At 50.6% G+C, this 23,388-nt stretch carries 19 protein-coding genes and 1 pseudogene; 11 read left to right on the top strand and 9 right to left on the bottom strand.

Annotated elements, in window-relative coordinates:
- Positions 1 to 9 precede the first annotated feature (9 nt).
- Together radC and rpsT are read right to left on the bottom strand one after the other, a co-directional pair.
- Positions 10 to 708: a RadC family protein gene (gene radC, locus FRZ59_RS08170; RefSeq protein WP_132129430.1), complete on the bottom strand. Its 699-nt coding sequence runs from the start codon at positions 706 to 708 to the stop codon at positions 10 to 12.
- 109 nt (positions 709 to 817) lie between these two features.
- Complete coding sequence (gene rpsT / locus FRZ59_RS08165; protein WP_132129429.1) at positions 818 to 1,072, bottom strand: 30S ribosomal protein S20; 255 nt, start codon at positions 1,070 to 1,072, stop codon at positions 818 to 820.
- A gap of 72 nt (positions 1,073 to 1,144) precedes the next feature.
- Between rpsT and FRZ59_RS08160 the strand changes: the two genes are divergently transcribed.
- On the top strand, positions 1,145 to 2,137 hold the full coding sequence (locus FRZ59_RS08160) for a zinc dependent phospholipase C family protein (RefSeq protein ID WP_132129428.1): 993 nt from the start codon (positions 1,145 to 1,147) through the stop codon (positions 2,135 to 2,137).
- Positions 2,138 to 2,159: 22 nt separating this feature from the next.
- Complete coding sequence (locus tag FRZ59_RS08155; protein WP_132129427.1) at positions 2,160 to 2,858, top strand: ComF family protein; 699 nt, start codon at positions 2,160 to 2,162, stop codon at positions 2,856 to 2,858.
- Between the two features lie 39 nt (positions 2,859 to 2,897).
- Here FRZ59_RS08155 and glyA read toward each other — a convergent pair whose 3' ends face one another.
- Both glyA and FRZ59_RS08145 read right to left on the bottom strand, forming a co-directional pair.
- Complete coding sequence (gene glyA, locus FRZ59_RS08150) at positions 2,898 to 4,172, bottom strand: serine hydroxymethyltransferase (protein ID WP_132129480.1); 1,275 nt, start codon at positions 4,170 to 4,172, stop codon at positions 2,898 to 2,900.
- A 2-nt stretch (positions 4,173 to 4,174) separates the two neighbouring features.
- The gene (locus FRZ59_RS08145; protein WP_207910292.1) at positions 4,175 to 6,508 is read right to left on the bottom strand and encodes a glycoside hydrolase family 20 protein; all 2,334 of its coding nucleotides are present in this window, start codon (positions 6,506 to 6,508) and stop codon (positions 4,175 to 4,177) included.
- 85 nt (positions 6,509 to 6,593) lie between these two features.
- Here FRZ59_RS08145 and pnuC point away from each other — a divergent pair, with 85 nt between their 5' ends.
- Positions 6,594 to 7,169 (top strand): nicotinamide riboside transporter PnuC, encoded by a 576-nt coding sequence (gene pnuC / locus FRZ59_RS08140; protein ID WP_132129426.1) that lies wholly within the window; start codon positions 6,594 to 6,596, stop codon positions 7,167 to 7,169.
- Between the two features lie 36 nt (positions 7,170 to 7,205).
- Positions 7,206 to 7,688, top strand: a complete 483-nt coding sequence (locus FRZ59_RS08135; protein WP_132129425.1) for a hypothetical protein — start codon at positions 7,206 to 7,208, stop codon at positions 7,686 to 7,688.
- 622 nt (positions 7,689 to 8,310) lie between these two features.
- On the opposite strand, the gene FRZ59_RS19975 is transcribed toward FRZ59_RS08135, so the two are convergent.
- The 3 genes and pseudogenes from FRZ59_RS19975 to FRZ59_RS08125 form a co-directional block, all read right to left on the bottom strand.
- On the bottom strand, positions 8,311 to 9,087 hold the full coding sequence (locus FRZ59_RS19975; RefSeq protein WP_432417392.1) for an excinuclease ABC subunit UvrA: 777 nt from the start codon (positions 9,085 to 9,087) through the stop codon (positions 8,311 to 8,313).
- A 179-nt stretch (positions 9,088 to 9,266) separates the two neighbouring features.
- Positions 9,267 to 10,702: pseudogene (locus tag FRZ59_RS19970) on the bottom strand (excinuclease ABC subunit UvrA).
- Positions 10,703 to 11,208: 506 nt separating this feature from the next.
- Positions 11,209 to 11,970: a lytic transglycosylase domain-containing protein gene (locus FRZ59_RS08125; protein ID WP_132129423.1), complete on the bottom strand. Its 762-nt coding sequence runs from the start codon at positions 11,968 to 11,970 to the stop codon at positions 11,209 to 11,211.
- Between the two features lie 256 nt (positions 11,971 to 12,226).
- Here FRZ59_RS08125 and FRZ59_RS08120 point away from each other — a divergent pair, with 256 nt between their 5' ends.
- A complete protein-coding gene (locus tag FRZ59_RS08120; protein WP_132129422.1) occupies positions 12,227 to 13,453 on the top strand; it encodes a pseudouridine synthase in 1,227 nt (408 codons plus the stop codon).
- A gap of 58 nt (positions 13,454 to 13,511) precedes the next feature.
- On the opposite strand, the gene bshA is transcribed toward FRZ59_RS08120, so the two are convergent.
- The gene (gene bshA / locus FRZ59_RS08115; protein WP_132129421.1) at positions 13,512 to 14,672 is read right to left on the bottom strand and encodes an N-acetyl-alpha-D-glucosaminyl L-malate synthase BshA; all 1,161 of its coding nucleotides are present in this window, start codon (positions 14,670 to 14,672) and stop codon (positions 13,512 to 13,514) included.
- Positions 14,673 to 15,335: 663 nt separating this feature from the next.
- Positions 15,336 to 17,249 carry a serine hydrolase domain-containing protein gene (locus FRZ59_RS08110; RefSeq protein ID WP_158640567.1) on the bottom strand — a complete coding sequence of 638 codons (1,914 nt, stop codon included), beginning with the start codon at positions 17,247 to 17,249 and terminating at the stop codon, positions 15,336 to 15,338.
- A 55-nt stretch (positions 17,250 to 17,304) separates the two neighbouring features.
- Between FRZ59_RS08110 and mutL the strand changes: the two genes are divergently transcribed.
- The 6 genes from mutL to cysS are packed head-to-tail and all read left to right on the top strand — an operon-like array spanning position 17,305 to position 23,375.
- Entirely contained in the window at positions 17,305 to 19,113 is a 1,809-nt protein-coding gene (gene mutL / locus FRZ59_RS08105; protein WP_132129419.1) for a DNA mismatch repair endonuclease MutL, read from the top strand.
- Positions 19,110 to 19,838 carry a rhomboid family intramembrane serine protease gene (locus FRZ59_RS08100; RefSeq protein ID WP_132129418.1) on the top strand — a complete coding sequence of 243 codons (729 nt, stop codon included), beginning with the start codon at positions 19,110 to 19,112 and terminating at the stop codon, positions 19,836 to 19,838. The genes mutL and FRZ59_RS08100 overlap by 4 nt, the downstream gene beginning before the upstream one ends.
- A gap of 19 nt (positions 19,839 to 19,857) precedes the next feature.
- Positions 19,858 to 20,745 carry a rhomboid family protein gene (locus FRZ59_RS08095; RefSeq protein ID WP_132129417.1) on the top strand — a complete coding sequence of 296 codons (888 nt, stop codon included), beginning with the start codon at positions 19,858 to 19,860 and terminating at the stop codon, positions 20,743 to 20,745.
- Positions 20,745 to 21,236, top strand: a complete 492-nt coding sequence (locus FRZ59_RS20090; RefSeq protein WP_489884329.1) for a hypothetical protein — start codon at positions 20,745 to 20,747, stop codon at positions 21,234 to 21,236. The genes FRZ59_RS08095 and FRZ59_RS20090 overlap by 1 nt, the downstream gene beginning before the upstream one ends.
- Positions 21,137 to 21,892 (top strand): endonuclease/exonuclease/phosphatase family protein, encoded by a 756-nt coding sequence (locus FRZ59_RS08090; RefSeq protein ID WP_147698274.1) that lies wholly within the window; start codon positions 21,137 to 21,139, stop codon positions 21,890 to 21,892. The genes FRZ59_RS20090 and FRZ59_RS08090 overlap by 100 nt, the downstream gene beginning before the upstream one ends.
- A gap of 22 nt (positions 21,893 to 21,914) precedes the next feature.
- Positions 21,915 to 23,375, top strand: a complete 1,461-nt coding sequence (cysS, locus tag FRZ59_RS08085) for a cysteine--tRNA ligase (protein ID WP_207910297.1) — start codon at positions 21,915 to 21,917, stop codon at positions 23,373 to 23,375.
- Positions 23,376 to 23,388: the final 13 nt, after the last annotated feature.

Below are 23,388 nucleotides of genomic sequence, written 5' to 3'. Positions count from 1 at the left end.
CGGCAGCGCTTAGATCATGCCTTCGTCGGCAAAACTGAAAAAGCCGCTGTCGGAAACGATCACATGATCAAGTACGTTGATCTCCAGTATATCTCCGGCAATCACCAGCTTTTTGGTCAGTTCAATATCAGCTTTGCTGGGCTTGGTGTTTCCCGAAGGATGATTATGACTAAAGATCACTGAGGTAGCGAGTTGCTCCAGGGCGGACTTATAAATGATCCGCGGATCGGCAACCGTTCCGGAAAGCCCGCCGGAGCTGATGCGCTTATTGGAAATAATGCGATTTGCCCGGTTAAGGCTTATCATCCAGAACTCTTCATGCATAAGATCTTCCATGAAGGGAAGCATGACCTTAAATACGTCGGCGCTGGCTGTGATCCGGCTGTCAGCTGCGGAAGTTGTTTCCTTCCTTCGCCTTCCGAGTTCCAGGGCTGCGATGATACTCACAGCTTTCGCCGGGCCGATCCCATGAAAATGCTGCAAGTCGGTAACCGATAATTTGCCCAGCTTATCCAGCTTATTTTCGCAGCTCTGCAGAATGCGTTTGGAAAGTTCCACCGCGCTTTCGTTTTCATTCCCGGATCCGAGAATGATTGCCAGTAACTCGGCTTCACTTAGGCTGTGGCGGCCATTTTGAAGTAATTTTTCCCTGGGACGGTCTTCCTCAGCCCAGGCCTTGATGCTGATCCGTTTTTCAAAGGTTAACATAGTAGTAGAATTTCCTGGGAAATTACAAAAAACTTCCTAAATTAGAAGTGAAAAACAAAAAAAGAGCGATACGAAATTCGCACCGCTCTTCATATATTTTTAAAGCTGCCTATTGAAGCGTGTTCACGTACCGCGCCAGCTTGGATTTCTTATTTGCCGCGTTATTCTTGTGAATAACATTACGTTTTGCCAGCCTGTCGAGCATGGAAGACACCAGGGGATAAAGCTCTGCAGCCGCTGCCTTGTCAGTTGTTCCCCGCAGCTTCCTCACGGCATTACGCGTAGTTTTGGCATAATAACGATTCCTAAGCCTTCTTGCGGCACTTTGCCTGATCCTCTTTAATGCAGATTTATGGTTTGCCATGTTATATTTTGTCTCTTTTTCTAAAAGGACTGCAAATATAGAGCTAATAATTTGAAAAACAAATTTATTCCGATGTTACAAAATGAAAAACACATCCTTGCCGGCAGAAGCCTCTTTTTACCGGCCTCGCTGCTGCTCCTATGTCTTTCAGGCGGCTTCAAATGGGGCTTCTTCGCCCACAAAAAAATCAACCGTACGGCAGTATTCACGCTGCCGGCCGAGATGCTGCGTTTTTACAAAAGCAACCTGGACTACCTTACCGAACATGCCGTCAGCGCCGACAAGCGCCGGTACATTATTGAAGAAGAAGCCGCCCGCCACTATTTCGATACCGAACACTATGGAGAAGCCTTCTTAAAGAAAAAAATGCCCGGCTGGGAAGAAATGGAGCAAAAGTTCCCTTCCGGCTCCTTCCGGGAAAACGGCATCCTCCCCTGGCATATTCTCCGGATGACGGCCCGCCTGACACGGGCTTTCCGGGAGCGGGATTCCGTCCGGATACTGCGTTACTCAGCCGACCTTGGCCACTACCTGGCCGACGCGCATGTTCCCCTGCACACAACCATGAACTATAACGGACAACTGACAGGCCAGACCGGGATCCACGGCTTCTGGGAAAGCCGCATTCCCGAATTATTTTCTGATAATTATGATTATTTCACCGGAAAAGCGGTATATATTTCCGATCTGCCCGCCAAAACCTGGAATATTATCCGGGAAAGCTACCGGGCCGTTGATTCGGTACTCGCCATTGAAAAAACGCTAAGCGAAAAATTTCCCTCCGACCGTAAATACACGGTGTATCTTAAAAATAACAGGCCGGTAAAAAATTACTCCCGGGATTATTCGGCAGCCTACGAGGAAGGCCTGCAGGGGATGATCGAAAGGAGAATGATACAAGCTGTCCTCGAAGTGGGGAGCTTCTGGTACACCGCCTGGGTGAATGCCGGCCAGCCCAACCTGGGGCGCCTGGAATACCGTCCCCTGACCGTCGCGGAACAAAGCCTGCTCGAAAAGGAAAACAGGGACCAGGAGGGGCGTCAAATGTTGGGCAGAAAAGAATAAACAATATCTAAAACAACCATCTATGAAAAACCTGAAAGACTATTTTTCCGATTTTATTTCCCTGGCTTTCCCGGACATCTGCCAGGCCTGCGGCGCTGGGTTGTACAAGCAGGAACATGTCTTATGCACGTATTGCAGCCAGCATCTCCCATATACCAATTTCCACCTGGACCGGGAGAACAATACGGCAAAACAATTCTGGGGGCGGGTAGACATCAATGCAGCGGCTTCCTTCCTTTACTTTAAAAAAGGAGAGCGCGTACAGCACCTGCTTCACCAGCTCAAATACAGGAAGCAAACCGAAGTAGGCTTTTATCTTGGCAAACGCTATGGAACGATGCTGAAGGAATCGAGCGGATTTGCCGAAGCCGATATAATTTGTCCGCTTCCGCTGCACAAGGCAAGCCTGAAGAAGCGCGGATATAACCAAAGCGAGTATTTTGCCAGCGGGCTGGGAGCCGCCATGCAGAAAGAAGTAGACAGCACACTGCTGTGCAGGCCGGAAATAGCGGAAAGCCAGACCAAAAAATCACGGTTCGACCGTTTCCTTAACGTCAAAAAAGCCTTTAGCGTTCAGGATGCCCTGCGCCTGGCCGGCAGGCATGTATTACTGGTAGACGATGTGATCACCACCGGCGCCACGCTCGCGGCTTGTGCTTCAGCGATACTGGGAGTTGCCGGCACCCGGGTGAGCATTGCTACTATTGCCTGCGCTCCCTGAATTTTCCCGGGGAGCGCAGGCAATAATGCAAGGGCCTTTCTATTCCCCGTACAAGGGAAATTCCGGCATCCAGGCGTTAACCTTTTTCTTTACCGCCTCAATGGTATTTCCGTTTTCCGGATCCTGCAGCACAGTATCGATCAGTTCCACGATCTGGTCCATATCTTTTTCTTTCATTCCGCGGGTGGTAACGGCTGCTGTGCCTACGCGCATCCCGGAAGTCACGAAAGGAGAGCGCTCGTCAAAGGGCACCATGTTCTTATTCACCGTAATATCGGCAGCTACCAGCGCTTCCTCAGCTGCTTTTCCTGTAATACCTTTATTCCGGAGATCGATCAGCATCAAATGGTTATCGGTTCCGCCGGAAATAATGTCGTATCCCCGCTCATTCAGTGCAGCTGCCATACGGGCGGCATTTTTCCTAACCTGGAGTACGTAGTTGAAATAGTCTTCGCTCAAAGCTTCTCCAAAGGCCACCGCCTTGGCTGCAATCACATGCTCCAGCGGCCCTCCCTGTGTTCCCGGAAATACCGCGCCATCCAGGATAGCGCTTATTTTCTTTGTTTCACCTTTCGGCGTTTTTTCGCCCCAGGTATTTTCAAAGTCCTCGCCAACCAGGATCATTCCTCCTCTGGGGCCCCTTAACGTCTTATGTGTAGTAGTAGTTACCACGTGGCAATGAGGAAGCGGGTCGTTGAGCAGCCCCCTGGCGATAAGCCCGGCAGGGTGCGCGATATCGGCCATTACCAGCGCTCCTACCTGGTCGGCAATGGAACGGATCCGTTCGTAATCCCAGTCGCGGGAATAGGCAGAGGCGCCGCAGATAATAAGCTTCGGCTTTTCAGCCAGCGCTCTTTCTTCCATCTGCTCATAGCTGATCAGGCCTGTGTCTTTATTTACTCCGTAAAACACAGGCTGATAAAGACGGCCCGAAAAGTTTACCGGAGAACCATGAGTGAGATGCCCGCCATGAGAGAGATCAAATCCAAGGATCTTATCGCCGGGCTTAAGCAGGCCCAGCATGACAGCCGCATTTGCCTGTGCGCCCGAATGCGGCTGAACATTGGCCCAGGCAGCATTGAAAAGCTCCCTGGCACGATCAATAGCCAGCTGCTCAGTTTGATCCACCACCTGGCATCCGGCATAATAGCGCCGTTTGGGCAAGCCTTCGGCATATTTATTGGTAAGACAGGAACCTTGCGCCTCCATAACCTGCAGGCTGGTGAAATTTTCCGAAGCGATCAGCTCCAGGCCTTCACGCTGCCGTTTAAGCTCTTCATCAATGAGCTTAAACACTTGTGTATCTCTTTTCATTTTCATTCAACTACTATTTCATCGGCAAAAAGCCAGGCTTCATGACCGGCCCCGGGCTTGCCCTGGGGAATTTCGCCGGCATTGCGGGCTATCACCTTAATATACCTGATATTTTCTTCTCCGACCGGAATGGTTATGTTAACGGTTTCTTCCGTGGAAGAGATGCCGTCCTTTTCATAAAAAGGGGTAAACGTGTACCCGTCATAGGAAAATAACACTTCCACCGCGGCGGGTGCATAGATCCATTGCGAATTGGAATTCCCGAAGTGCAGCGAGATGGAATTTACCAGACTGGCTTTTCCCAGGTCAATTACCGCTTCCATATCCTTCCCGTTCCAGCCCAGCCAATGATCAGCCGTCCGCAGGCTGCCGGGGAGACCATCCACCAGGGCCGGTGCCCCTCCCGGATTATATTTATCACTTGGCGCCTCTTTCAGCTCAACGGCTTTGCCCAAAGCTTTATGAGCCAGGTAGGACTGCTCAAACACCTTTCCCCGGGCCTTCCCGTTCCGGAAGCGTATCGCTTTCAGGGTGAGCCCTGAGCTAATGTTAATGGGTTGAACATACTTTTCGGATGACGCGGCCGGCGCGCTCCCGTCAAGCGTATAACGTATTTCCGCCTCCTTGTCTGCTGACCAGAGGTTCACCATAATACCCTCAGCGCCTGCTTCCGCCTTTGCCTGCACATCAAAAACATGCCCGGCATAATTCACGTCAAGTGCTGAGAGCCGTTCCAGGCTGCCCTTTAGCCTTTCCAGGAAATCATCGTAATTCTTTTTTTCCGCCTGCGACCATACCACCTCCGCCAGGGCAAGAGCCCGCGGGTACACCATGTATTCCACATGGCCCGTCGTGGGAATGTATTCCGTCCACAGATTTCCCTGCGCCCCCAGTATGTGCTTTGCATCAGCGCCGCTCAGCTCCTCCGGAACGGGTTCATACTCATAAACTTCTTTAACCGGCGTAAATCCGCCAATAGCGACAGGCTCGCCCGGGCTTTGGGACTGGTAATGATCCAGGTACAGGTGCGCATTGGGTGTCATGATCACATCATGCCCTTGCCGGGCAGCGGCTATACCGCCTTCGGTTCCCCTCCAGGACATGACAGTCGCATTGGGTGCGAGGCCGCCTTCAAGGATTTCGTCCCAGCCGATGATCTGCCTTCCGTGTTCATTCAGGAATTTTTCGATGCGTTGAATAAAATAACTCTGGAGCTCATGTTCGTCTTTCAGCCCTTCAGCCTGTATACGTGCCTGGCACCGCGGGCATTTCTCCCATTGCGTTTTCGGCGCTTCATCCCCCCCGATATGAAGGTATTTCCCGGGGAACAGCTCCATCACTTCCGTTAGTACGTTCTCAAGAAAATGAAATGTTTCTTCGTTCCCCGCGCAAAAAATGTCTTCAAAAACGCCCCAGGTGGTTTCGGTTTCATAGGGGCCGCCCGTGCAGCCGAGTTCCGGGTAAGCCGAGAGCGCCGCCAGGCTATGCCCGGGCATTTCGATCTCCGGGATAACGGTAACATGGTGAAGGCGGGCATATTCGACAATTTCCTTCACCTCCTTTTGTGTATAATAGCCACCGTAGCGGTCTCCGTCAAATTTTTGCGGCTGATCGCTGTAATGGCCGATCAATGTTTCTTTTCTGAAAGCGGAGATCGCCTGCAATTTCGGATATTTTTTGATTTCGATGCGCCAGCCCTGATCGTCGGTAAGATGCCAGTGAAATCTATTCAGCTTATACATCGACATCAGGTCAATGTATTTTTTGATAAATTCAACGGGAAACATATGGCGCACGACATCCAGGTGCAGCCCCCGGTAAGAAAACCTGGGCGCGTCTTCGATCGTTACGCAGGGCACCTTCAGCGTTTCTACCCGGGCATTTTCCGCCGAAGGGGGCATAAGCTGCCGCAAGGTTTGAAAGCCCCAGAAAGCGCCCGCAGGACTGCTCGCCTTCAATAGAATATGGTCTGGCCGTATCTGCAGCTGGTAACCCTCGGCCGGGATAGCGCTGTTCTTATCAATGAGTAACTGAATGGTATTTGCTTCCGGCTCCCCGGAGGCCTCATTTATCTTCAGCCTGATTGCTTTTCCTCCCAGCGGCACTGACAGGAACTCCCGGATAAAATCAAGCAATTCCTTTGCTTCCCCCGCTTCCCGGTTGGCAATAAGAAGTGTAGCAGGACTAATAGTAAATTCTCCTTCCGCCGCAGTCAGACTCATAGGACGGGGAATCACCGGGAAACGATCAGCGTTATCCTGAGCCGCCGCCGGCCATGAAAAGATACACATCAACCACAGGCAGGCAGTAGTCCTTAAAAAGCAGTTACCTTTCATGAATTGATTATTTTATGATCCCGCCGCGCAAAAATATTAATTTAGCCGGCAAATCGTGCAATATTTTATCTCAGCGAATTGATTTATGGATATTTTCAAGATTCTCGAGATTGTCGGAGTAACCTGCGGCATGCTATACCTCCTTCTTATTATCCGGGAAAATATCTGGTGCTGGCTCTTTGGTATCCTCGCTTCGGCTATTACGGTGTTTCTTTATATTGAGTTCAAGCTGTATCTTGAAGCAGGGCTGAATTTTTACTACATCCTTGCCGGTATTTACGGCTGGATCTTCTGGTCGCGGCATAAAAACAAGGACCGCAAAACTCCCGTTACCGACTGGATCCCTCGCAGCCATCTCCTTGTACTTTTCGCGGGCACGCTGCTAAGCCTCGGACTGGGACAGATCATGGATCTTCATACCGATTCTCCCCGGCCTTTTATAGATGCCGGCCTAACCATATTCAGCTTTACCGCCACTTATATGGAAGCCCGAAAGGTACTCTCCACGTGGTATTACTGGTTCATCCTCAACGGCGTGTCTGTTTGGCTGCATATTGACCGGGGATTGTATTTCTACGCGGCTTTATCTGTTTTCTATACATTTATGTGCATCGTGGGCTACCTTGAATGGAAAAAAAGTTACACTTCCCAAACGGTCTAACTGGCCGGGTTTTTGGTCAGTTAAAAAAAATCGGAAATGAAGCATTCTTACCATATTCTAGTTGAGATCATCCTCATATTTTTGCTGGTCATCCTTTTTTTTCAGTACAGGCAGATAAGAAAAGAGCGGAATGCCCTGCGCGCCAGCAAACAAGGGCTGGACTTCGAGCTAAAACTCCGCTCCGACTCCATGGCCGAAATGGAAGGAAAACACACTTATCTGAATAACCTCTCCGATAGCCTCTTTAACGACTCCGATATCCGCTATTTTAAACAAAGGGGACTAAACAACCCTGAAAGGGACTTGCTGAACAGCCTTTACCAGCAGCATGACCTCATCCCGGAACAGGGCGTCCTGGGCGGCAATATGCGGATCTGGCATGCTACGCTGCTGGGCCGGAACTGGGCGCTTGCCTACTTCGAAGACGGCCACATAGCCGGAAACATGCTCCTCAAATATACCGTGAACGAAGGCGACGTTCAATGGGAAGTCATTGACAGCTCAACGAATGGGCAATAGTTGCTTCGCAACGGTTTATAGTTTCTAGTTTCTAGTTTGAAGTTTATCGTTCTTCGCAACGGTTTACAGTTTAAGGTTTCTGGTTCAAGGTTCGAAGTTCAAAGTTGCTTCGCAACGGTTTATAGTTTAAAGTTTCTAGTTTAAAGTTCGAGGTTTGAAGTTCGCGAAGTTTCGGGTTTGCCGGTTCTGGTTTGAAGTTACGAGTTTAAAGGTGTTTTGCAACGGTTTTTGGTTCTGGTTTTAGATTTGCTGCAACAGTTCATGGTTCGGTTTTGTGTTCCAGGTGCAGGGCGAAAGGCGGGCCGGCTAAGGGATTATTTTTGGCGCAGCGAGCGGTTTTTGATTTTGGCCAACGCATAACACCCAAGATACTAAAGCACCCTGAGCGAGACCGGCCACCGAACCCCAATCTGTACCGCCGCAGCCAGCCAAAAACTAGAAACTAAAAACTACCGACCCAAGACTAAAAACCAAAGTCAAAACCAAAAACTAAAAACTTTAAACTAAAAACTTTAAACTTTAAATCTTGAACTTTAAACTTTAAATCTTGAACTTTAAACTTTAAACCTTGAACCTTGAACTTTAAACTTTAAACCTTGAACTTTAAACCTTGAACTTTAAACTAAAAAAGAAGTTCCTTTTTTAAAAACTGTCCCGTGTAACTGTTTTTGTTAGTGGCAAGGTTGTCCGGGGTACCTGAAAAGATGATTGTGCCTCCCCCGGCGCCACCTTCGGGGCCCAGGTCAACCACATGGTCAGCAACTTTGATCACGTCCAGGTTGTGTTCTATGACGAGTACGGTATTGCCCCGGTCAACCAGCTTCTCAAGTACCCCCAACAGGACGTTTATATCCTCGAAATGCAGGCCGGTGGTTGGTTCGTCAAGAATGTAGAAAGTTTTCCCTGTATCCTTCTTGGAAAGTTCCGTCGCCAGTTTTACCCGCTGCGCCTCTCCCCCCGACAAGGTCGTAGAGGCCTGGCCCAGGGTAATATATCCCAGGCCCACGTCCAGCAGGGTTTTTATCTTGCGATGGATGGCGGTCAGGTTTTCAAAAAAGGGGACTGCCTCTTCCACGCTCATATCCAGCACGTCGTTGATGGATTTTCCCCGGAAACGAACTTCCAGCGTTTCACGGTTATACCGGCGGCCGTTGCACTCTTCACAGGGAACTAACACGTCCGGGAGAAAGTTCATTTCGATGACTTTCATGCCCGCGCCCTGGCAGGTTTCGCAGCGCCCGCCTTTCACGTTAAAAGAAAACCTTCCCGGCTTATAACCCCTGATCTTGGATTCCGGTAGCTGGGCGAACAGGGAGCGTATGTCCGAAAAGACCCCGGTATACGTTGCGGGGTTGGAGCGCGGGGTACGGCCAATGGGCGACTGGTCAATTTCGATCACCTTATCGATATGTTCCAGGCCGCGGATTTCGGCGTAAGCCAGGGGCTTCTTCTTTGCATTAAAAAAATGCCGGTTCAGAATCGGATAAAGAGTTTCCGTGATCAGTGATGATTTTCCGCTCCCGGAAACCCCCGTAACGCAGATGAATTTTCCCAGGGGGAATTCTACGGAAACGTCTTTCAGATTATGTCCTGCCGCCCCTCAAGTACCAAGGATTTCCCGTTTCCTTCCCGGCGTTTAGCAGGAACGGCAATTTCTTTCCTGCCGCTCAGATAATCGGTAGTGACAGTAGTAGCCTTCAGCAAGGCGCGGTAATTTCCTTCCGACACCACTTCCCCGCCATGCAGGCCGGCCGCAGGGCCCATGTCTATCACATGGTCAGCGGCCAGGATCATATCCTTGTCGTGTTCCACCACCAATACCGTATTTCCTATATCCCGAAGGTTTTTAAGGGCGGTAATAAGGCGTTCATTATCGCGCTGGTGCAGGCCGATACTGGGCTCGTCCAGGATGTAAAGCACGTTCATCAGCTGAGAGCCGATTTGCGTGGCGAGGCGAATACGCTGGGCTTCTCCTCCTGACAAGGTCCTGGCCGGGCGGTCAAGGGTAAGGTAATTTAACCCGACATCCAGCAGGAAACCAATCCTTGACCTGATCTCCTTCAGGATCTCCCGGGCAATTACCTGTTTCCGTTCGCTTAACTGTTCCCCCACCGAGGAAAACCATTTATCCAGCAGGCGGATGTCCATGCAGCTCAGCTCGTAAATATTCTTATCCAGCACCCTGAAATGAAGCGATTCCGTTTTCAGACGGGCGCCATCGCAGGAAGGACAGGCTTTAATGGATCGAAAATCATCCAAGCTGCCCTTTTCATCGTCGCGCCGGTTCTGCTGCTCTTCCATCATTTTTATGACCCCGTCGAAATGGACCTGGTAGGTTTGCTTATATTCCTTGTTATAAGCCACTTCTACCGGGATGATTTCGTCGGTACCGTATAACAGGATCCGTCTTATGTCCTCGTTCAGTTTCCCGATGGGAGCGCCCAGGGAAAAATTATACTTTTTACCAAGCCCCTGCAATATCTGGAATATCCAGATCTGGCGGAATTCACCCAGGGGGCAAGGCCGCCCTGCATGATGCTGAGCGAAGGATCAGGAATGACCGACTTTTCGTCTATTTCCATTACGTAACCGAGTCCGCCGCACTGCGGGCAGGCCCCGTAAGGGGAATTGAAGGAAAAGGTATTCGGCTGAGGTTCGTCGTAGGAAATCCCGGTTGTGGGGCACATCAGGAATTTGCTGTAGTGGAACTCCTGGCCCGAAGGGTCGCTTACTTTAATAATACCTTTTGCCTGCTTCATGGCCGAACGAACCGAATCAGCCAGGCGCCTGCGGTTGGCGGAATTGATCTCCAGGCGATCCACCACGATCTCAATGTCGTGAATCTTATAGCGATCTGCCTGCATTTTGGGAACAACATCCTTTATCTCTCCGTCCAGGCGGACTTTAAGATATCCCTGCTTTCTTATTTGCTCGAATAATTCCCGGTAATGCCCCTTCCGGCCTTTAACCACGGGTGCAAGAATATTCACGGCCTGCCCTTCAAACCGTTTCATGATCACGCCGATGATTTCGTCTTCCGACATTTTCACCATCAACTCACCCGTATTGTAGGAATAAGCATCGGCGATCCGGGCAAAAAGCAAACGCATGAAATCATAAATCTCCGTAACCGTTCCTACCGTGGACCGGGGATTGCGTGAGGTGGTCTTCTGTTCGATGGAAATTACGGGGCTCAGGCCGGATATCTTATCCACGTCCGGCCGTTCAAGACTTCCCAGGAATTGCCTGGAATAAGCCCCGAATGTCTCGATATACCGACGCTGTCCTTCGGCATAAATTGTATCAAATGCCAGGGAAGATTTGCCGCTCCCGCTCAGGCCGGTAATCACCACCAGCTTATTGCGCGGAAAAGAAACATCTATATTTTTCAGATTATGTACCCTGGCGCCATACACCTCAACATTGGCCTGTTCGCCCAGGTCCGGAATTAACTCGCTCATGTGTTGCAAAATAACGAGTTATTCCCCGAAAAGTTTATAAGCCTTAAAAATTTCAGGCATCAGTTACCGTAAACTTCCCGGTACCTCGAAGGATTATTAAGTAATTCCTTCATAGCCACCAGGCGATACAGGTAACGTTCAGTTTCTGCATTGAGGTCAAGGAAATAATAGCTTCCGGTGTCCTGTCTCCTCAATTCCTTTTGGAGCTTTCCCTGCCCGATATTATAGGCCGCTGCCGCCAGTGTCCAGGAACCCAGTTCGCGGTAAAGCGTTTTCAGGTATTTGCAGGCGGCTATGGTGGATTTTACCAGGTCGTTCCGTTCATCCACCTCGTCGTTCACGACCAGGCCCAGCGCCCGCGCCGTAGCAGGCATAAACTGCCAGTACCCTCCCGCTCCTTTATGCGAGGTAGCTCTGCTGAGCCGGCTCTCTATAACGGGCAAATACCGGAAATCTTCAGGGATCTTATGCTTCTCCAGGATACGGTCAATGACCGACATCGTACGGGGATTCCCTTCCATCAACTTCTTATTAAGGGCAAGCTGTCGATAATGTTTTCTGAGCGCGTAATCCATTTTCTTAAATACCCGTTGGTTTTCCAGGGGTATGGGCTCACCGGCAAAGCTAAGCCTTACTGGAAAGCCGGCTGCTTCCGCAGTCAGGAGTTCATTCCTTGAGACATCAGGAGCCTTTTCCGCAATACGGGCCGTCCGTTCTTTCTCCGGGCCGGCGGCTTTGCCGGGCTCCGGATAAGAAAAGAGCTTGTTAAACGAAAGGATTATAAGTAGCGCAACGCTCGATAGCAGGTATCGCTTGATCATTGCAATTTTTTTATTCCAAAATCATTAAAAATCAATTCTTTCCAAGAATTTCCGCAGTCCCTTGCAAGCTTCATGCCATACCGGCCGGAGGGGAACTTCTTCCGTCCGCCTCGCGGAGAACAAAACCGTCTTGCATTTTTTCGCGGCCAGGCGGATCCGGCCGGCAGTCAGGCAACACCTTTCGCTTTAAAAAACGGCTTAGCCGCAAAAAAGCATTCATAATTATCGTAGCTTTGCAAAAATTAATTGATTGAAAATGAGAAACAAAAGGAACGGTCGTGATGACAAGCTCCCGTCAGGAAAACGAAAAGGCCCGGAGCAGAAGCAAAGGGGAAGTTTATCGAAAAAACGGGGAACAAACTCCCCATTTTCCAGCGAAAGCCCTGACGAACTGCCAGTTAGGGGAAAAAGAAAAACAGGAAATACAAGGCCGGCCACACCAGGAGCGACTTCGGGAGCGGCAAAACGCAGAACTACTTCCAGGCCAGGCGCTGTTTCGGGACTGGCAAAACTTGGAACTGCTTCCAGACCGGGCCGACCCGGCGCGCCTTCCAGGCAAGGGGCTGCTTCCAGGCCGGAGAGAACAGGAGCTGCTTCCCGATCCGCCGGACGCAGGGCTGCTTCCAGGCAGGATGATACGGGCGCGGCTTCCAGGCCAGGCAAACCAGGGGCTGCTGCAAAGGGCGCCGGAACGAGTAAAGGTTTCGGAGCCGCCAAAGGCGCTAAAACCGGGAAAGAACCCGCAACCGGCGCAAAGCGTTCCGATGATCGTTCTATCCGCCTGAACCGTTATATGGCCAGCTCAGGCGTCGCATCCCGGCGAAAAGCAGATGAACTTATTACTGCCGGCGCGGTAACCGTAAATGACGAGCCTGTGATTGAATTGGGTTATAAAGTAATGCCCGGCGATAAGGTAAAATTTAACGGGCGGCTGCTCAAACCGCAGCGTTTTGTTTACGTACTGCTGAACAAGCCCAAAGATTATATTACGACAACTTCTGACCCGCAGGAACGCCGGACCGTCATGGAATTGGTTAAAAAAGCCAGCAATGAACGTGTGTACCCTGTGGGGCGGCTGGACAGGAACACGACAGGCCTACTTTTGCTTACCAATGACGGCGACCTGGCAGAAAAGCTTGCCCATCCCCGAAACCGTATTCCCAAAGTTTATTATGCAACGCTTAATAAATCGCTGAAAGAAGAAGACTTGCAAAAGATCAAGGACGGCCTGACCCTGGAAGACGGGCCGGTAAAGATCGATGACATCGCCTATGTGGAAGGGGGCTCAAAAAAAGAAATTGGAATAGAAATTCACAGCGGACGAAATCGTATAGTACGCCGGATCTTTGAATTCCTTGATTACCAGGTTATCAAACTTGATCGGGTATTGTACGCCAACCTTACGAAAAAAGACCTTCCCAGGGGGAAATGGCGTTTTCTCAAAGATAATGAGGTTATCCAGTTGAAGTACCTGCTCAAATAGCTGAAGGCTACGGAAAAATGCTTTCCGGGCCATGCAAAACGAAACCCGGGAAGCGTTTTCACGCGATAGAATCGCAATTCTTCACCCGTTCGGGATATAATCCGGCAATTTCACGGTAGTAATCTTCGTACATTGGCATGATCAGCTTGATGTCAAATTTGCGTGCGCGGGCGAGGGCGTTTTTCTTGAATTGCTGCAGGCGGTCTTCGTCCTCAACGATATAGATCGCCCTTTCTGCCATTTTACTGACATCGCCAACATTCAGGAGAAAACCGGTTTCTCCATCCACGTTGAGTTCAGGCAAGCCCCCGGTATTCGAGGAAATAACCGGCACGCTGCAGGCCATCGCTTCCAATGCCGCAAGGCCGAAACTTTCCGATTCGGAAGGCATCAGGAAAAGATCGCAAACCGAAAGCAGCTCTTCAATAGATTCCTGTTTACCGAGGAAACGAACATGATCGGCGATATCCAGCTCCCGGCAGAGTTCTTCTACCGGCGCCCGTTCAGGACCGTCCCCTACCAGCAATAACTTGGCCGGCAGTTTCTTCAGCACTGTATCGAAAATAAGCACGACATCCTTTACGCGTTTTACCTTCCGGAAATTGGAAGTATGAATAAAGATCCGTTCCCCTTCCGGCGCAATAGCTCGTTTGAAATGGTCTCTGACCTGGTGATTGAACCGGTTGAGATCAATAAAGTTAGGGATCACCCGGATATCCTTGGTAATGGCGAAATGCTCATAGGTATCCTTCCTCAGGTGTTCCGATACGGCCGTTACACCGTCCGACTGGTTAATGGAAAAAGTAACTACCGGGTTATATGTGCGGTCTTTTCCGACCAGCGTAATATCCGTTCCGTGCAGGGTAGTGATCACCGGGATATCAATGCCATTTGCTGCCAGGATCTGTTTAGCGATAAACGCTGCCGAAGCATGCGGAATTGCATAATGAACGTGCAGAATATCAAGGCAGGCATGCTTTACCACGTCCACCATTTTACTGGCCAGGGCGGACTCATAAGGCTGATATTGGAATAGCGGGTATTGCGACACAGCCACTTCATGATAATACAGGTTCTCAGAAAAAAAATCCAGCCTGGCTGGCTGGTTATAGGTTATGAAATGGACCTGGTGCCCGTTATCGGCAAGGGCTTTGCCCAATTCGGTGGCTACTACTCCGCTCCCTCCAAAAGTGGGGTAGCATACTATTCCTATTTTCATAAATAGGATAACCCTTGTTTTATATAATTTGTTTTTGAATTGTGAAGCGCGCTGCGCTGCTTGCGCCGCTGCTGCTGTCGCCGCGTTGCCGGCCATTGCCGCTGCTTTGCGGCTACTTCCGCTGCACCGCTTTGCTGTTACTTTCGTTGCCGACCCTTTGCGGCTACGGTCGCTGCGTCGCTTTGCTGTTACTTTCCCTGCCTCCGCTCTGCTGCGAGGGGGCTTGCCTGACCGGACTCGCTCAGGCCGATTTTCAGGATCCCGGGCGCTGAGCGCGCCCGCCCTGAAAGTCGAAGTTCGCTCGCACGGGCAGGCAAGCCCCGGCGCAGCCCCCCCCGCACACCAATTGCGCACACAAATTGTACACGCACATCGGACACACAAGTCCGGCGCAGCGCCCCGAACACAAATCGCGCACACAAACAGATGAGGGACAGACGGCGCAGCGTGCATGCCTGCAAATCGCACACAAAACCAACCAAGCAAGCCGGCAGGGGCAAACCAAACTGGAATAAATTCAGGGATTGCAGCTAGGGGGATGGGCGCGCTCGGCGCCCGGGATCCCAAAAATCGGCCTGAGATGGAAAGACATGCGGAGGCGCAGCGCCTGACCTTGGGGTATTCGCTCATCGCGAATACCCCAAGGTCTGCGCAGCGCCGGCCTTACTTGAAGCTGTTATAGATCACTTTTTGTATTCGCGGCCTGATCTCCATTTCGTTGTATTTCCAGTTATCGGCGCTTGGGTTTACGCGGTTGGACAGGAAGATATAGACGATATCCGATTCGGGATCAACCCAGATGCAGGTGCCGGTAAAACCCGTATGGCCAAATGTTTCCGGCGAAACGCCCGCTTTCATCAGGGCGGAAGAGGGGTCGGGGCGCGGTTTGTCAAATCCGAGGCCGCGGCGGTTGTCTTTGTAGGGAGGCGTATTGAATAACTCCACCGTTTCACTTTCCAGGTATTGCCGCCCGCCGTACAAGCCCCCGTTCAGCAGCATTTGCCCTATCACCATCAGGTCGTTGGAATTGGAGAACAAGCCGGCATGGCCGGAAATCCCGCCTGCCATGGCGGCTCCCTGGTCATGGACGTCGCCCAGGAGAAGCTGCATCCTGAAATACGTATCATTTTCGGTGGGTACCAGCTGAGTCAGCGGAAGCCGGTAACGCGGCAGGAAGCCCATGGTGCTTAAACCGAGCGGACGGTAAAATTCACGGGACAGGTAATGATCTATCCGTTCGCCGGCCACTTCTTCAACCACGGCCCGCATAAAATACATGCTCAGGTCGCTGTAAACATATTCACCCCTTGAACGAAGGGGCGTTTCCAGCATTTCCTTCCACATTACTTCTTTAAAATAATCTTTTTGGATGTACATGCCTTCGGCTACCCGGTAGGGATGGTTTGCCGATGAATCCGAACTGAACACTCCCTGTGTTTCCAGCGCCGGCACCCAGAACCGGATAAAAGGAATGAGGCCGGCCTGATGGGTCAGTATTTCTTTGATGAGAATTTCTTTTTTATCCGTAGCAGCGGCAGCGGGAATATAAGTGCCGAACTTTTCATCCAGGTCAATTTTCCCTTCTTCCTGCAGATCCATGGTAGCCACCAGGGTTGCAGCTACTTTCGTGATCGAGGCCAGGTCAAATACGTCGTTTTTGCTCGTCGGCAGCCAGGTTTTCTCCATGCCGTATTCGTGGTGCCCGAATGCCTTCCAGTAGAACACTTTGCCTTCTCTGGCCGCCATCACTACGGCGCCGGGAAAGGCCTTCGCCCTGATCCCTTCCGTCACGATGGAATCGATCTCGTCCAGGTCGCGCGGATTGATGCCCAGTTCCCCGGGAAGCGTATATTTTAACCGGTTAATAGCTTCTGTAGTATCCCCGGCTCCCGCTTCGAATACTTCTCCTACGCCGGCCGGCAATTTTCCGTGTGCAGGAAAGGCGCCGAAAATAAGCTGGGGGCTCAGGCTGCGGGCCGCTTCGTTATCCGAAGGGGCCCAAACCAGGGGGCCGTACCCGTCAAAATTTCCAAGGCCCTGCACATTCCCGAAATAAGCCAGTACCACCTGGTGGGAGGCTCTCAGCTGCTCAATGAACAAGAGGGCCTGCGGGCTGATACCGTAATTGTCCGCCCAGGCCCGGGAATCGGTATGCAAGCCGACGATCACCATCGGAAACCTTTCCAGGCTGGCGATCACCTCGCCGAAGACCACCGTAGTCGTATCATTCGGCAGCAGGAACAGGCTTGCCGGCGTATAATTCGATATATGATCCAGGAAAGTATTGAAATGAACATCTTTCATTTCCTTGCTTGCCTGGAACTCTTCATTTGATACAATGCTCACGGCTGCTATGCGGCCCGGCAGTACTTCCTGTACCGGCACCAGCCCTTCTTCATTGTTAAGAAGTGTGAGTGATTCTTCCGTGGCAGCCCATTCTTCATAAGATGTTCCCGCCTTTTGCCTTGCTTGTTCAATGACGGAAGGATCCACGTATCCCACCGGACGCTTCTGTGCGGCGGAATCCAGGGCGGGAAACAGGAGCGTCAGAAGGAAGGATATGTAAAGACCTTTCATAATGATTGGCAAACTAACAAATTTATAGATAAATTTACGGCCCGGATAAAAATTAATGCCTGATATCATCCATTTACTACCAGATTCAGTAGCCAACCAGATTGCGGCAGGAGAAGTGATCCAGCGGCCGGCCTCTGCGGTGAAGGAAATGATGGAAAACGCTCTTGATGCAGGCGCTTCCACCATCCGCCTGATCATAAAGGACGCAGGGAAGGCACTCATCCAGGTCAGCGATGATGGACAGGGTATGTCCGCCAGTGACGCGCATATCTGTTTTGAACGCCATGCCACCTCCAAGATCAGCAAAGCGGAAGATCTTTTTTCTATCCGTACCATGGGCTTCCGGGGCGAAGCGCTTGCTTCCATGGCAGCCATTGCACAGGTAGAACTGAAAACCCGCCGGGAGGAAGATGAAATAGGTATCCTGATCCAGACCGAAGGGTCCAGCATTACCAGGGAGGAACCCTGCCAGTGCCCTAAGGGAACCACTATCAGTATAAAGAACCTGTTCTACAATATCCCTGCCCGGCGTAACTTTCTGAAAAGCAATGCCGTGGAGATGCGGCACATCATTGATGAGTTTCTCCGGATCGCCTTATCGCATCCCGACCGGTTCTTCTCCCTGCATCATGAGGGGCAGGAAGTCTACCATCTGCCAAAAGCAAGTCCCAAGCAGCGGATCGTACATGTCTTCGGTCATCAGTATAGTGAAAGGCTGGTGCCGGTGGAAGAAGACACGAATATCATCCGCCTGCAGGGATTTGCCGGCAAGCCGGATTACGCAAAGAAAACCAGGGGCGAACAATTTTTTTTCGTCAATAACCGGTATATCAGGGACGGGTACCTGCACCATGCAGTAATGAACGCTTACGAAGAATTGCTGGTTCCGGGCAGCTTTCCGTTTTATGTCCTGTTTATCAGCATAGATCCCGCCGCCATTGATGTGAACGTACATCCTACCAAAACGGAGATTAAATTTGAAGATGAGAAACCGGTGTATGCAATTATCCGGTCGGCCGTTAAACGCTCCCTTGGCAGGTATAATATTGCGCCTTCCCTTGATTTCGAGGCCGATCAAAACCTGGTGGAGTTCCGGCAAAATCCAACGGAGATCATCCCTCCCGTTGTCCGGGTGGATCCGGACTTTAATCCTTTTTCATCTTCCAAAGGAAGTTATCAGTCCCCCCGGCTCAACCTCGGGAACTGGGAACAGCTTTACAGCGTCAGCCGCGCGGAAGAGCCTCCGCCGGCAAACGCACTGATTGCTGCGGAAGAAGGGGGCGATAACCCGCTGCAGGAATTACAAACTTATCAGCTTCATCAGAAATACATTCTTTCACACATTAAATCGGGTTGCATTGTTATTGACCAGCAGGCAGCCCATGAACGGATCCTCTATGAACGATATTTGCAGCAACTGGAAAACAAAAAGGGCTCCAGCCAGCAAAACCTGTTCCCGAGGACGGTTGAATTAAGCCCCGGGGACTTCTCGCTGGTCATGGAACTGCAGGAAGAAATCAAGGCCCTGGGTTTCGATTTCCGGGAATTCGGAAAAACCACTATAATTATAGACGGCAGCCCGGCTGATCTTGCCGAGGGCAATGAAGACAAGGCGCTGGAGAGCCTGGTGGAAGATTACAAGCAGAACCTTGCGTTGCTGAAACTCGATAAGAGAAACAACCTGGCCCGCTCCCTGGCTAAAAACGCCGCTGTGAAGGCCGGCACCCGGCTGAACCGGGAAGAGATGAACCGGCTTATTGATGAATTATTTGCCTGCAAAATGCCCAAGACAAGCGTTTCAGGCAAGCCAACCTTTATTACCATTGGCTTGGACGAATTAGCAAAACGATTTGAAAAGTTATGAACTACAGACCCTCTTTCGCACCCCGCATGCCAGTAGTAGTAAAAAACCTGCTGATCATCAACGGCCTGTTCTTCCTTGCCACCGTGATGGTTGACCAAACCTTCATGATGAACACGTTCGGCGCCCATTATTTTGATTCTCAATTTTTTAAGGTATGGCAGCCCATCACGTACATGTTCATGCACGGCGGCTTCTTCCATATCTTTTTCAATATGTATGCTGTTTTCCTGTTCGGGAGCGCCATTGAAAGCGTATGGGGGCCCAAGCGTTTCCTCCAGTATTATATATACACAGGCCTTGGCGCGCTGGTCATCCAAATGGGAGTAAATGCTTTCGAGATCTACCAGCTTACGGGCGGGTTCGTGACCGCACCCTATACGGGGGGATGCGAAATTCTGGCGGACGCTTACCGCTGCCCGGACGCCTTCTCCCTTGAGTTGTTCACCCTTGGGAATGCTCCCCTGGTGGGCGCTTCCGGTGCGGTTTTCGGGCTGCTGCTCGCCTTTGGCATGATGTTCCCGAATGTGGAACTGATGATGATCTTTCTTCCCATCCCCATTAAAGCTAAATATTTTGTTATCTTGTATGGATTGATCGAACTATTTATGGGGGCCGCGCGTTTTGAGGGAGACAATGTGGCGCATTTTGCGCATATAGGCGGGCTGGTGACCGGGTTTATCCTGATTAAGATATGGAATACAGGTAAGCCGAAGCGATTTTATTAAACGCAATAGCTATTGATCTATGAGCTTTTTGAGTGAGCTAAAGCAAAACATCCGGCAATCGGGGAAGGTAACCTACGAGTTTATCGCGGTAAACGTGGGGCTTTTCCTCCTCTTTAATATCCTGTTTATTTTTGAGCGGCTGCTCTTCCGTACGGGCATCCTGGCCGATTTTTATCATGACTACCTCTTCCTTCCCGGTTCCCTGGACGTTTTGATTACCCGTCCCTGGACCATTATTACTTATATGTTTCTGCACGCCGGGCTCTTCCATATTCTTTTTAATATGCTGTTCCTGTTCTGGTTCGGGCTTTTGCTGGAAGAATACCTGGGCCGTAAAAAGATCATCAGCTTGTATTTCCTGGGAGGGATTACCGGGGGACTGCTTTATATAATCAGTTATAATATCTTTCCGTACCTGCGGGACCAGCTTGAATTTGCTTTTCTCGTGGGCGCCTCGGCCAGCGTGATGGCCATCCTGGTGGCCTGCGCCACCCTCCTGCCGGACTATACGTTTTTCCTGCTGTTGCTTGGCCCTGTCAAACTGAAGTATATTGCCCTGGTGCTGGTTATTTTTGACTTTTTAAGCATTGCCGGCTCCAATCCCGGCGGAATGATCGCCCACCTGGGAGGCGCCTTGTTTGGCTTCGTATTTATAAAGCAACTCCGGAAAGGGAACGATTGGTCGCAGCCCTTCATTAAGGTCGTTGGGGGCTTGGGGTCTGTTTTTAAGCGCAGGCCACCTCTGAAGGTAAAATACAGCAATAAGGACCGGAAAAACAGCTCTCCCAGGCCTGTCAGCCAGCAGGACGAAATTGACGCCATACTGGACAAAATATCCAAATCGGGTTATGAAAGCCTGACTGCGGAAGAAAAAAATAAATTATTCAGGGCAAGCGGCAAAGATTAATGGGACGAAGAAGAAAAAGGAAGAAACGCGGATTCTTCAGCAATCTTGTCCTGGCCTTTTACCTGGTTGCCGGAGCAGGATTGCTGCTAAGCTACCTGTCGCCCTACATTAGCCCATCCAGCTTTTGGCCCATCGCCTTTTTCGGCCTGGCATATCCTTTTTTGGTGCTGCTGAACCTTCTTTTCCTTTTTTTATGGCTTTTCCGCAGGAGCAGGCGCTTCTGGTTGCCGCTGGCAATCCTCCTGGCGGGGCTCCCGTTCCACCGTCAGCATTTTGGCTTCCGCTTTCCGTCCAATGAACCCATGCCTGACAGCGCACTGCAGGTTATGAGTTACAACTCACATAGTTTCAGCCGGTATGGAAAACATTTTAGTGAAAAAAGAAGACCGGCATGCTGGGCCTCATTAAAGAAGCCGATCCGGATATCATTGCCATCCAGGAATTTTATACCCGTCCGGAAGGTTCCTTTGATATACGCGATAGTTTATTAAACATCCTTGGAACCAGCCATTATTTTGTGGAAGTGGTGAAAAGAAATGATTTTGAGACCAGGGGCCTCGCCATCTTCTCCAAGTATCCCATTGAAAATAAGGAGGCCGTTCATTTTGCAGAGAATAAAAGTTACAATTCCTGCATCTACGCGGACATCACCGTAAGGGGTCAAAAGATACGCCTGTTTAACCTCCATCTTCAGTCTATTAGTTTTCAGCCCGAAGATTACCGGTATCTTTCAAAGGTAAAGGACAAGCTGGAACCGGACATGAGTTCTTCACGCAGGATAGGGGGACGCCTCAAAAGAGCTTTTGTAGAACGCGCCGGCCAGGCGGAAACCGTGGCCCGTCTAATCCGCGAAAGCCCTTACCCGGTAATTGTTTGCGGAGATTTTAACGATACCCCTATGTCATACGCTTATCAAACCATTCGCAATGAGGGTTTGCAAAGCGCCTTCAGCAAAAAAGGCAGCGGCTATTCCATTACTTACGCAGGTGCTTTCCCCAATTTTCAAATAGATCATATTTTATGCGATGAGGATTCTTTCGAGGTACTCAATTACAAGATCATGAAAAAGAAATTATCCGACCATTATCCCATTACCAGCGCTCTGAAACTAAAACCCGAAAAAAAATCTTTGAACCTTGAACTTTGAACCAAGGCCGCAAGCCAACACCATAATGCAACCATTAACCATCTATAACTCGCTAAGCAGGCAAAAAGAACTGTTTAAACCCATAAAAAGCCCTTTCGTGGGGCTTTACGTATGCGGCCCTACCGTTTACAGCGATGTTCACCTGGGCAATTGCCGGACATTCATTTCCTTCGATCTCCTGTTCCGGTACCTGCAGCATATTGGCTACAAAGTCCGGTACGTCAGGAATATAACCGATGCCGGGCACCTGGAGGGCGACACGGACGACGGCGAAGATAAAATTTCCAAAAAGGCTAAGCTGGAGCAGCTTGAACCTATGGAAGTAGTCCAGAAATATACGGTAGACTTTCATGAAGTAATGCGGACGTTTAACGTCCTTCCGCCAAGCATAGAACCGGCGGCAACCGCCCATATCATTGAACAAATTGAGATGATCAGGCAGATCATGACGAAAGGCTATGCATACGAAGTCAACGGCACCGTTTACTTTGACGTAGAAAAATACAATCAACAGCAGAACTACGGTATCCTCAGCGGGCGAAAACTGGAAGACCTGCTGGAAAACACCCGGGAACTTGGCGGTCAGGATGAAAAAAAAGGCCGCCTCGATTTCGCCTTGTGGATCAGGGCAGAAGGAAAGCACCTGATGCAATGGCCGTCGCCCTGGGGAATGGGCTTCCCGGGCTGGCACCTGGAATGTTCGGCCATGAGCAATAAATACCTTGGCGAGAAATTCGATATACACGGCGGGGGAATTGACCTGATCCCTACCCACCATACGAATGAGATCGCGCAGAATGTCGCTTGCTGTGACGAAAACCCGGCCAATTATTGGATACACACCAATATGCTCACGGTGAACGGGCAAAAAATGTCGAAATCGCTGGGAAACAGCTTTCTGCCTCATGAACTGTTCAAAGGCACCCATCCCCTGCTAAACAAGGGCTACAGCCCGATGACTGTCCGTTTTTTCATGCTTCAGGCCCATTACCGCAGCACGCTTGATTTTTCAAATCAGGCGTTGGAAGCCGCCGAAAAAGGATTGCGCCGCCTGATGGCCGCCGCCGCCCTGCTGGACCGGATTCAGCCGGGAAACAACTCCAATTACGATATCCCGGCACTGGAGGAACGCTGTTACGCTGCGATGAACGACGATTTTAACAGTCCCGTAGCCATAGCCGAGCTGTTCGACGCAGCCCGTGTCATCAATTCCATAAATGACGGCAAAGAAAGTATTACCGCCGCCGACCTGGAGCGGTTAAAGAAAATATACAAACTGTTTCTCTTTGATATATTCGGATTACAGGAAGAACAGCAGACGGAAGAAGGCCTTGACGAAAGTATCCGGATCCTGATCGACCTCCGCAAAGAAGCCCGGGAGAGAAAGGATTTCGCTACGGCGGATATGATCCGGAACCGCTTACTGGAAGCAGGCTTCCTCCTTCATGACGGTAAGGAGGGCACGAACTGGAGCAGGGCCTGAGTGCCGGCCGGGT

The organism is Anseongella ginsenosidimutans, from assembly GCF_008033235.1.
Classification (GTDB): domain Bacteria; phylum Bacteroidota; class Bacteroidia; order Sphingobacteriales; family Sphingobacteriaceae; genus Anseongella; species Anseongella ginsenosidimutans.
This window is presented reverse-complemented; position numbering and strand designations above follow the sequence as displayed.

Bases quoted from the DNA above. Each gene is read 5' to 3' on its own strand.
- radC (WP_132129430.1), bottom strand. From the start codon at position 708: ATGTTAACCTTTGAAAAACGGATCAGCATCAAGGCCTGGGCTGAGGAA.
- rpsT (WP_132129429.1), bottom strand. From the start codon at position 1,072: ATGGCAAACCATAAATCTGCATTAAAGAGGATCAGGCAAAGTGCCGCA.
- FRZ59_RS08160 (WP_132129428.1), top strand. From the start codon at position 1,145: ATGTTACAAAATGAAAAACACATCCTTGCCGGCAGAAGCCTCTTTTTA.
- FRZ59_RS08155 (WP_132129427.1), top strand. From the start codon at position 2,160: ATGAAAAACCTGAAAGACTATTTTTCCGATTTTATTTCCCTGGCTTTC.
- glyA (WP_132129480.1), bottom strand. From the start codon at position 4,172: ATGAAAAGAGATACACAAGTGTTTAAGCTCATTGATGAAGAGCTTAAA.
- FRZ59_RS08145 (WP_207910292.1), bottom strand. From the start codon at position 6,508: ATGAAAGGTAACTGCTTTTTAAGGACTACTGCCTGCCTGTGGTTGATG.
- pnuC (WP_132129426.1), top strand. From the start codon at position 6,594: ATGGATATTTTCAAGATTCTCGAGATTGTCGGAGTAACCTGCGGCATG.
- FRZ59_RS08135 (WP_132129425.1), top strand. From the start codon at position 7,206: ATGAAGCATTCTTACCATATTCTAGTTGAGATCATCCTCATATTTTTG.
- FRZ59_RS08125 (WP_132129423.1), bottom strand. From the start codon at position 11,970: ATGATCAAGCGATACCTGCTATCGAGCGTTGCGCTACTTATAATCCTT.
- FRZ59_RS08120 (WP_132129422.1), top strand. From the start codon at position 12,227: ATGAGAAACAAAAGGAACGGTCGTGATGACAAGCTCCCGTCAGGAAAA.
- bshA (WP_132129421.1), bottom strand. From the start codon at position 14,672: ATGAAAATAGGAATAGTATGCTACCCCACTTTTGGAGGGAGCGGAGTA.
- FRZ59_RS08110 (WP_158640567.1), bottom strand. From the start codon at position 17,249: ATGAAAGGTCTTTACATATCCTTCCTTCTGACGCTCCTGTTTCCCGCC.
- mutL (WP_132129419.1), top strand. From the start codon at position 17,305: ATGCCTGATATCATCCATTTACTACCAGATTCAGTAGCCAACCAGATT.
- FRZ59_RS08100 (WP_132129418.1), top strand. From the start codon at position 19,110: ATGAACTACAGACCCTCTTTCGCACCCCGCATGCCAGTAGTAGTAAAA.
- FRZ59_RS08095 (WP_132129417.1), top strand. From the start codon at position 19,858: ATGAGCTTTTTGAGTGAGCTAAAGCAAAACATCCGGCAATCGGGGAAG.
- FRZ59_RS20090 (WP_489884329.1), top strand. From the start codon at position 20,745: ATGGGACGAAGAAGAAAAAGGAAGAAACGCGGATTCTTCAGCAATCTT.
- FRZ59_RS08090 (WP_147698274.1), top strand. From the start codon at position 21,137: ATGCTGGGCCTCATTAAAGAAGCCGATCCGGATATCATTGCCATCCAG.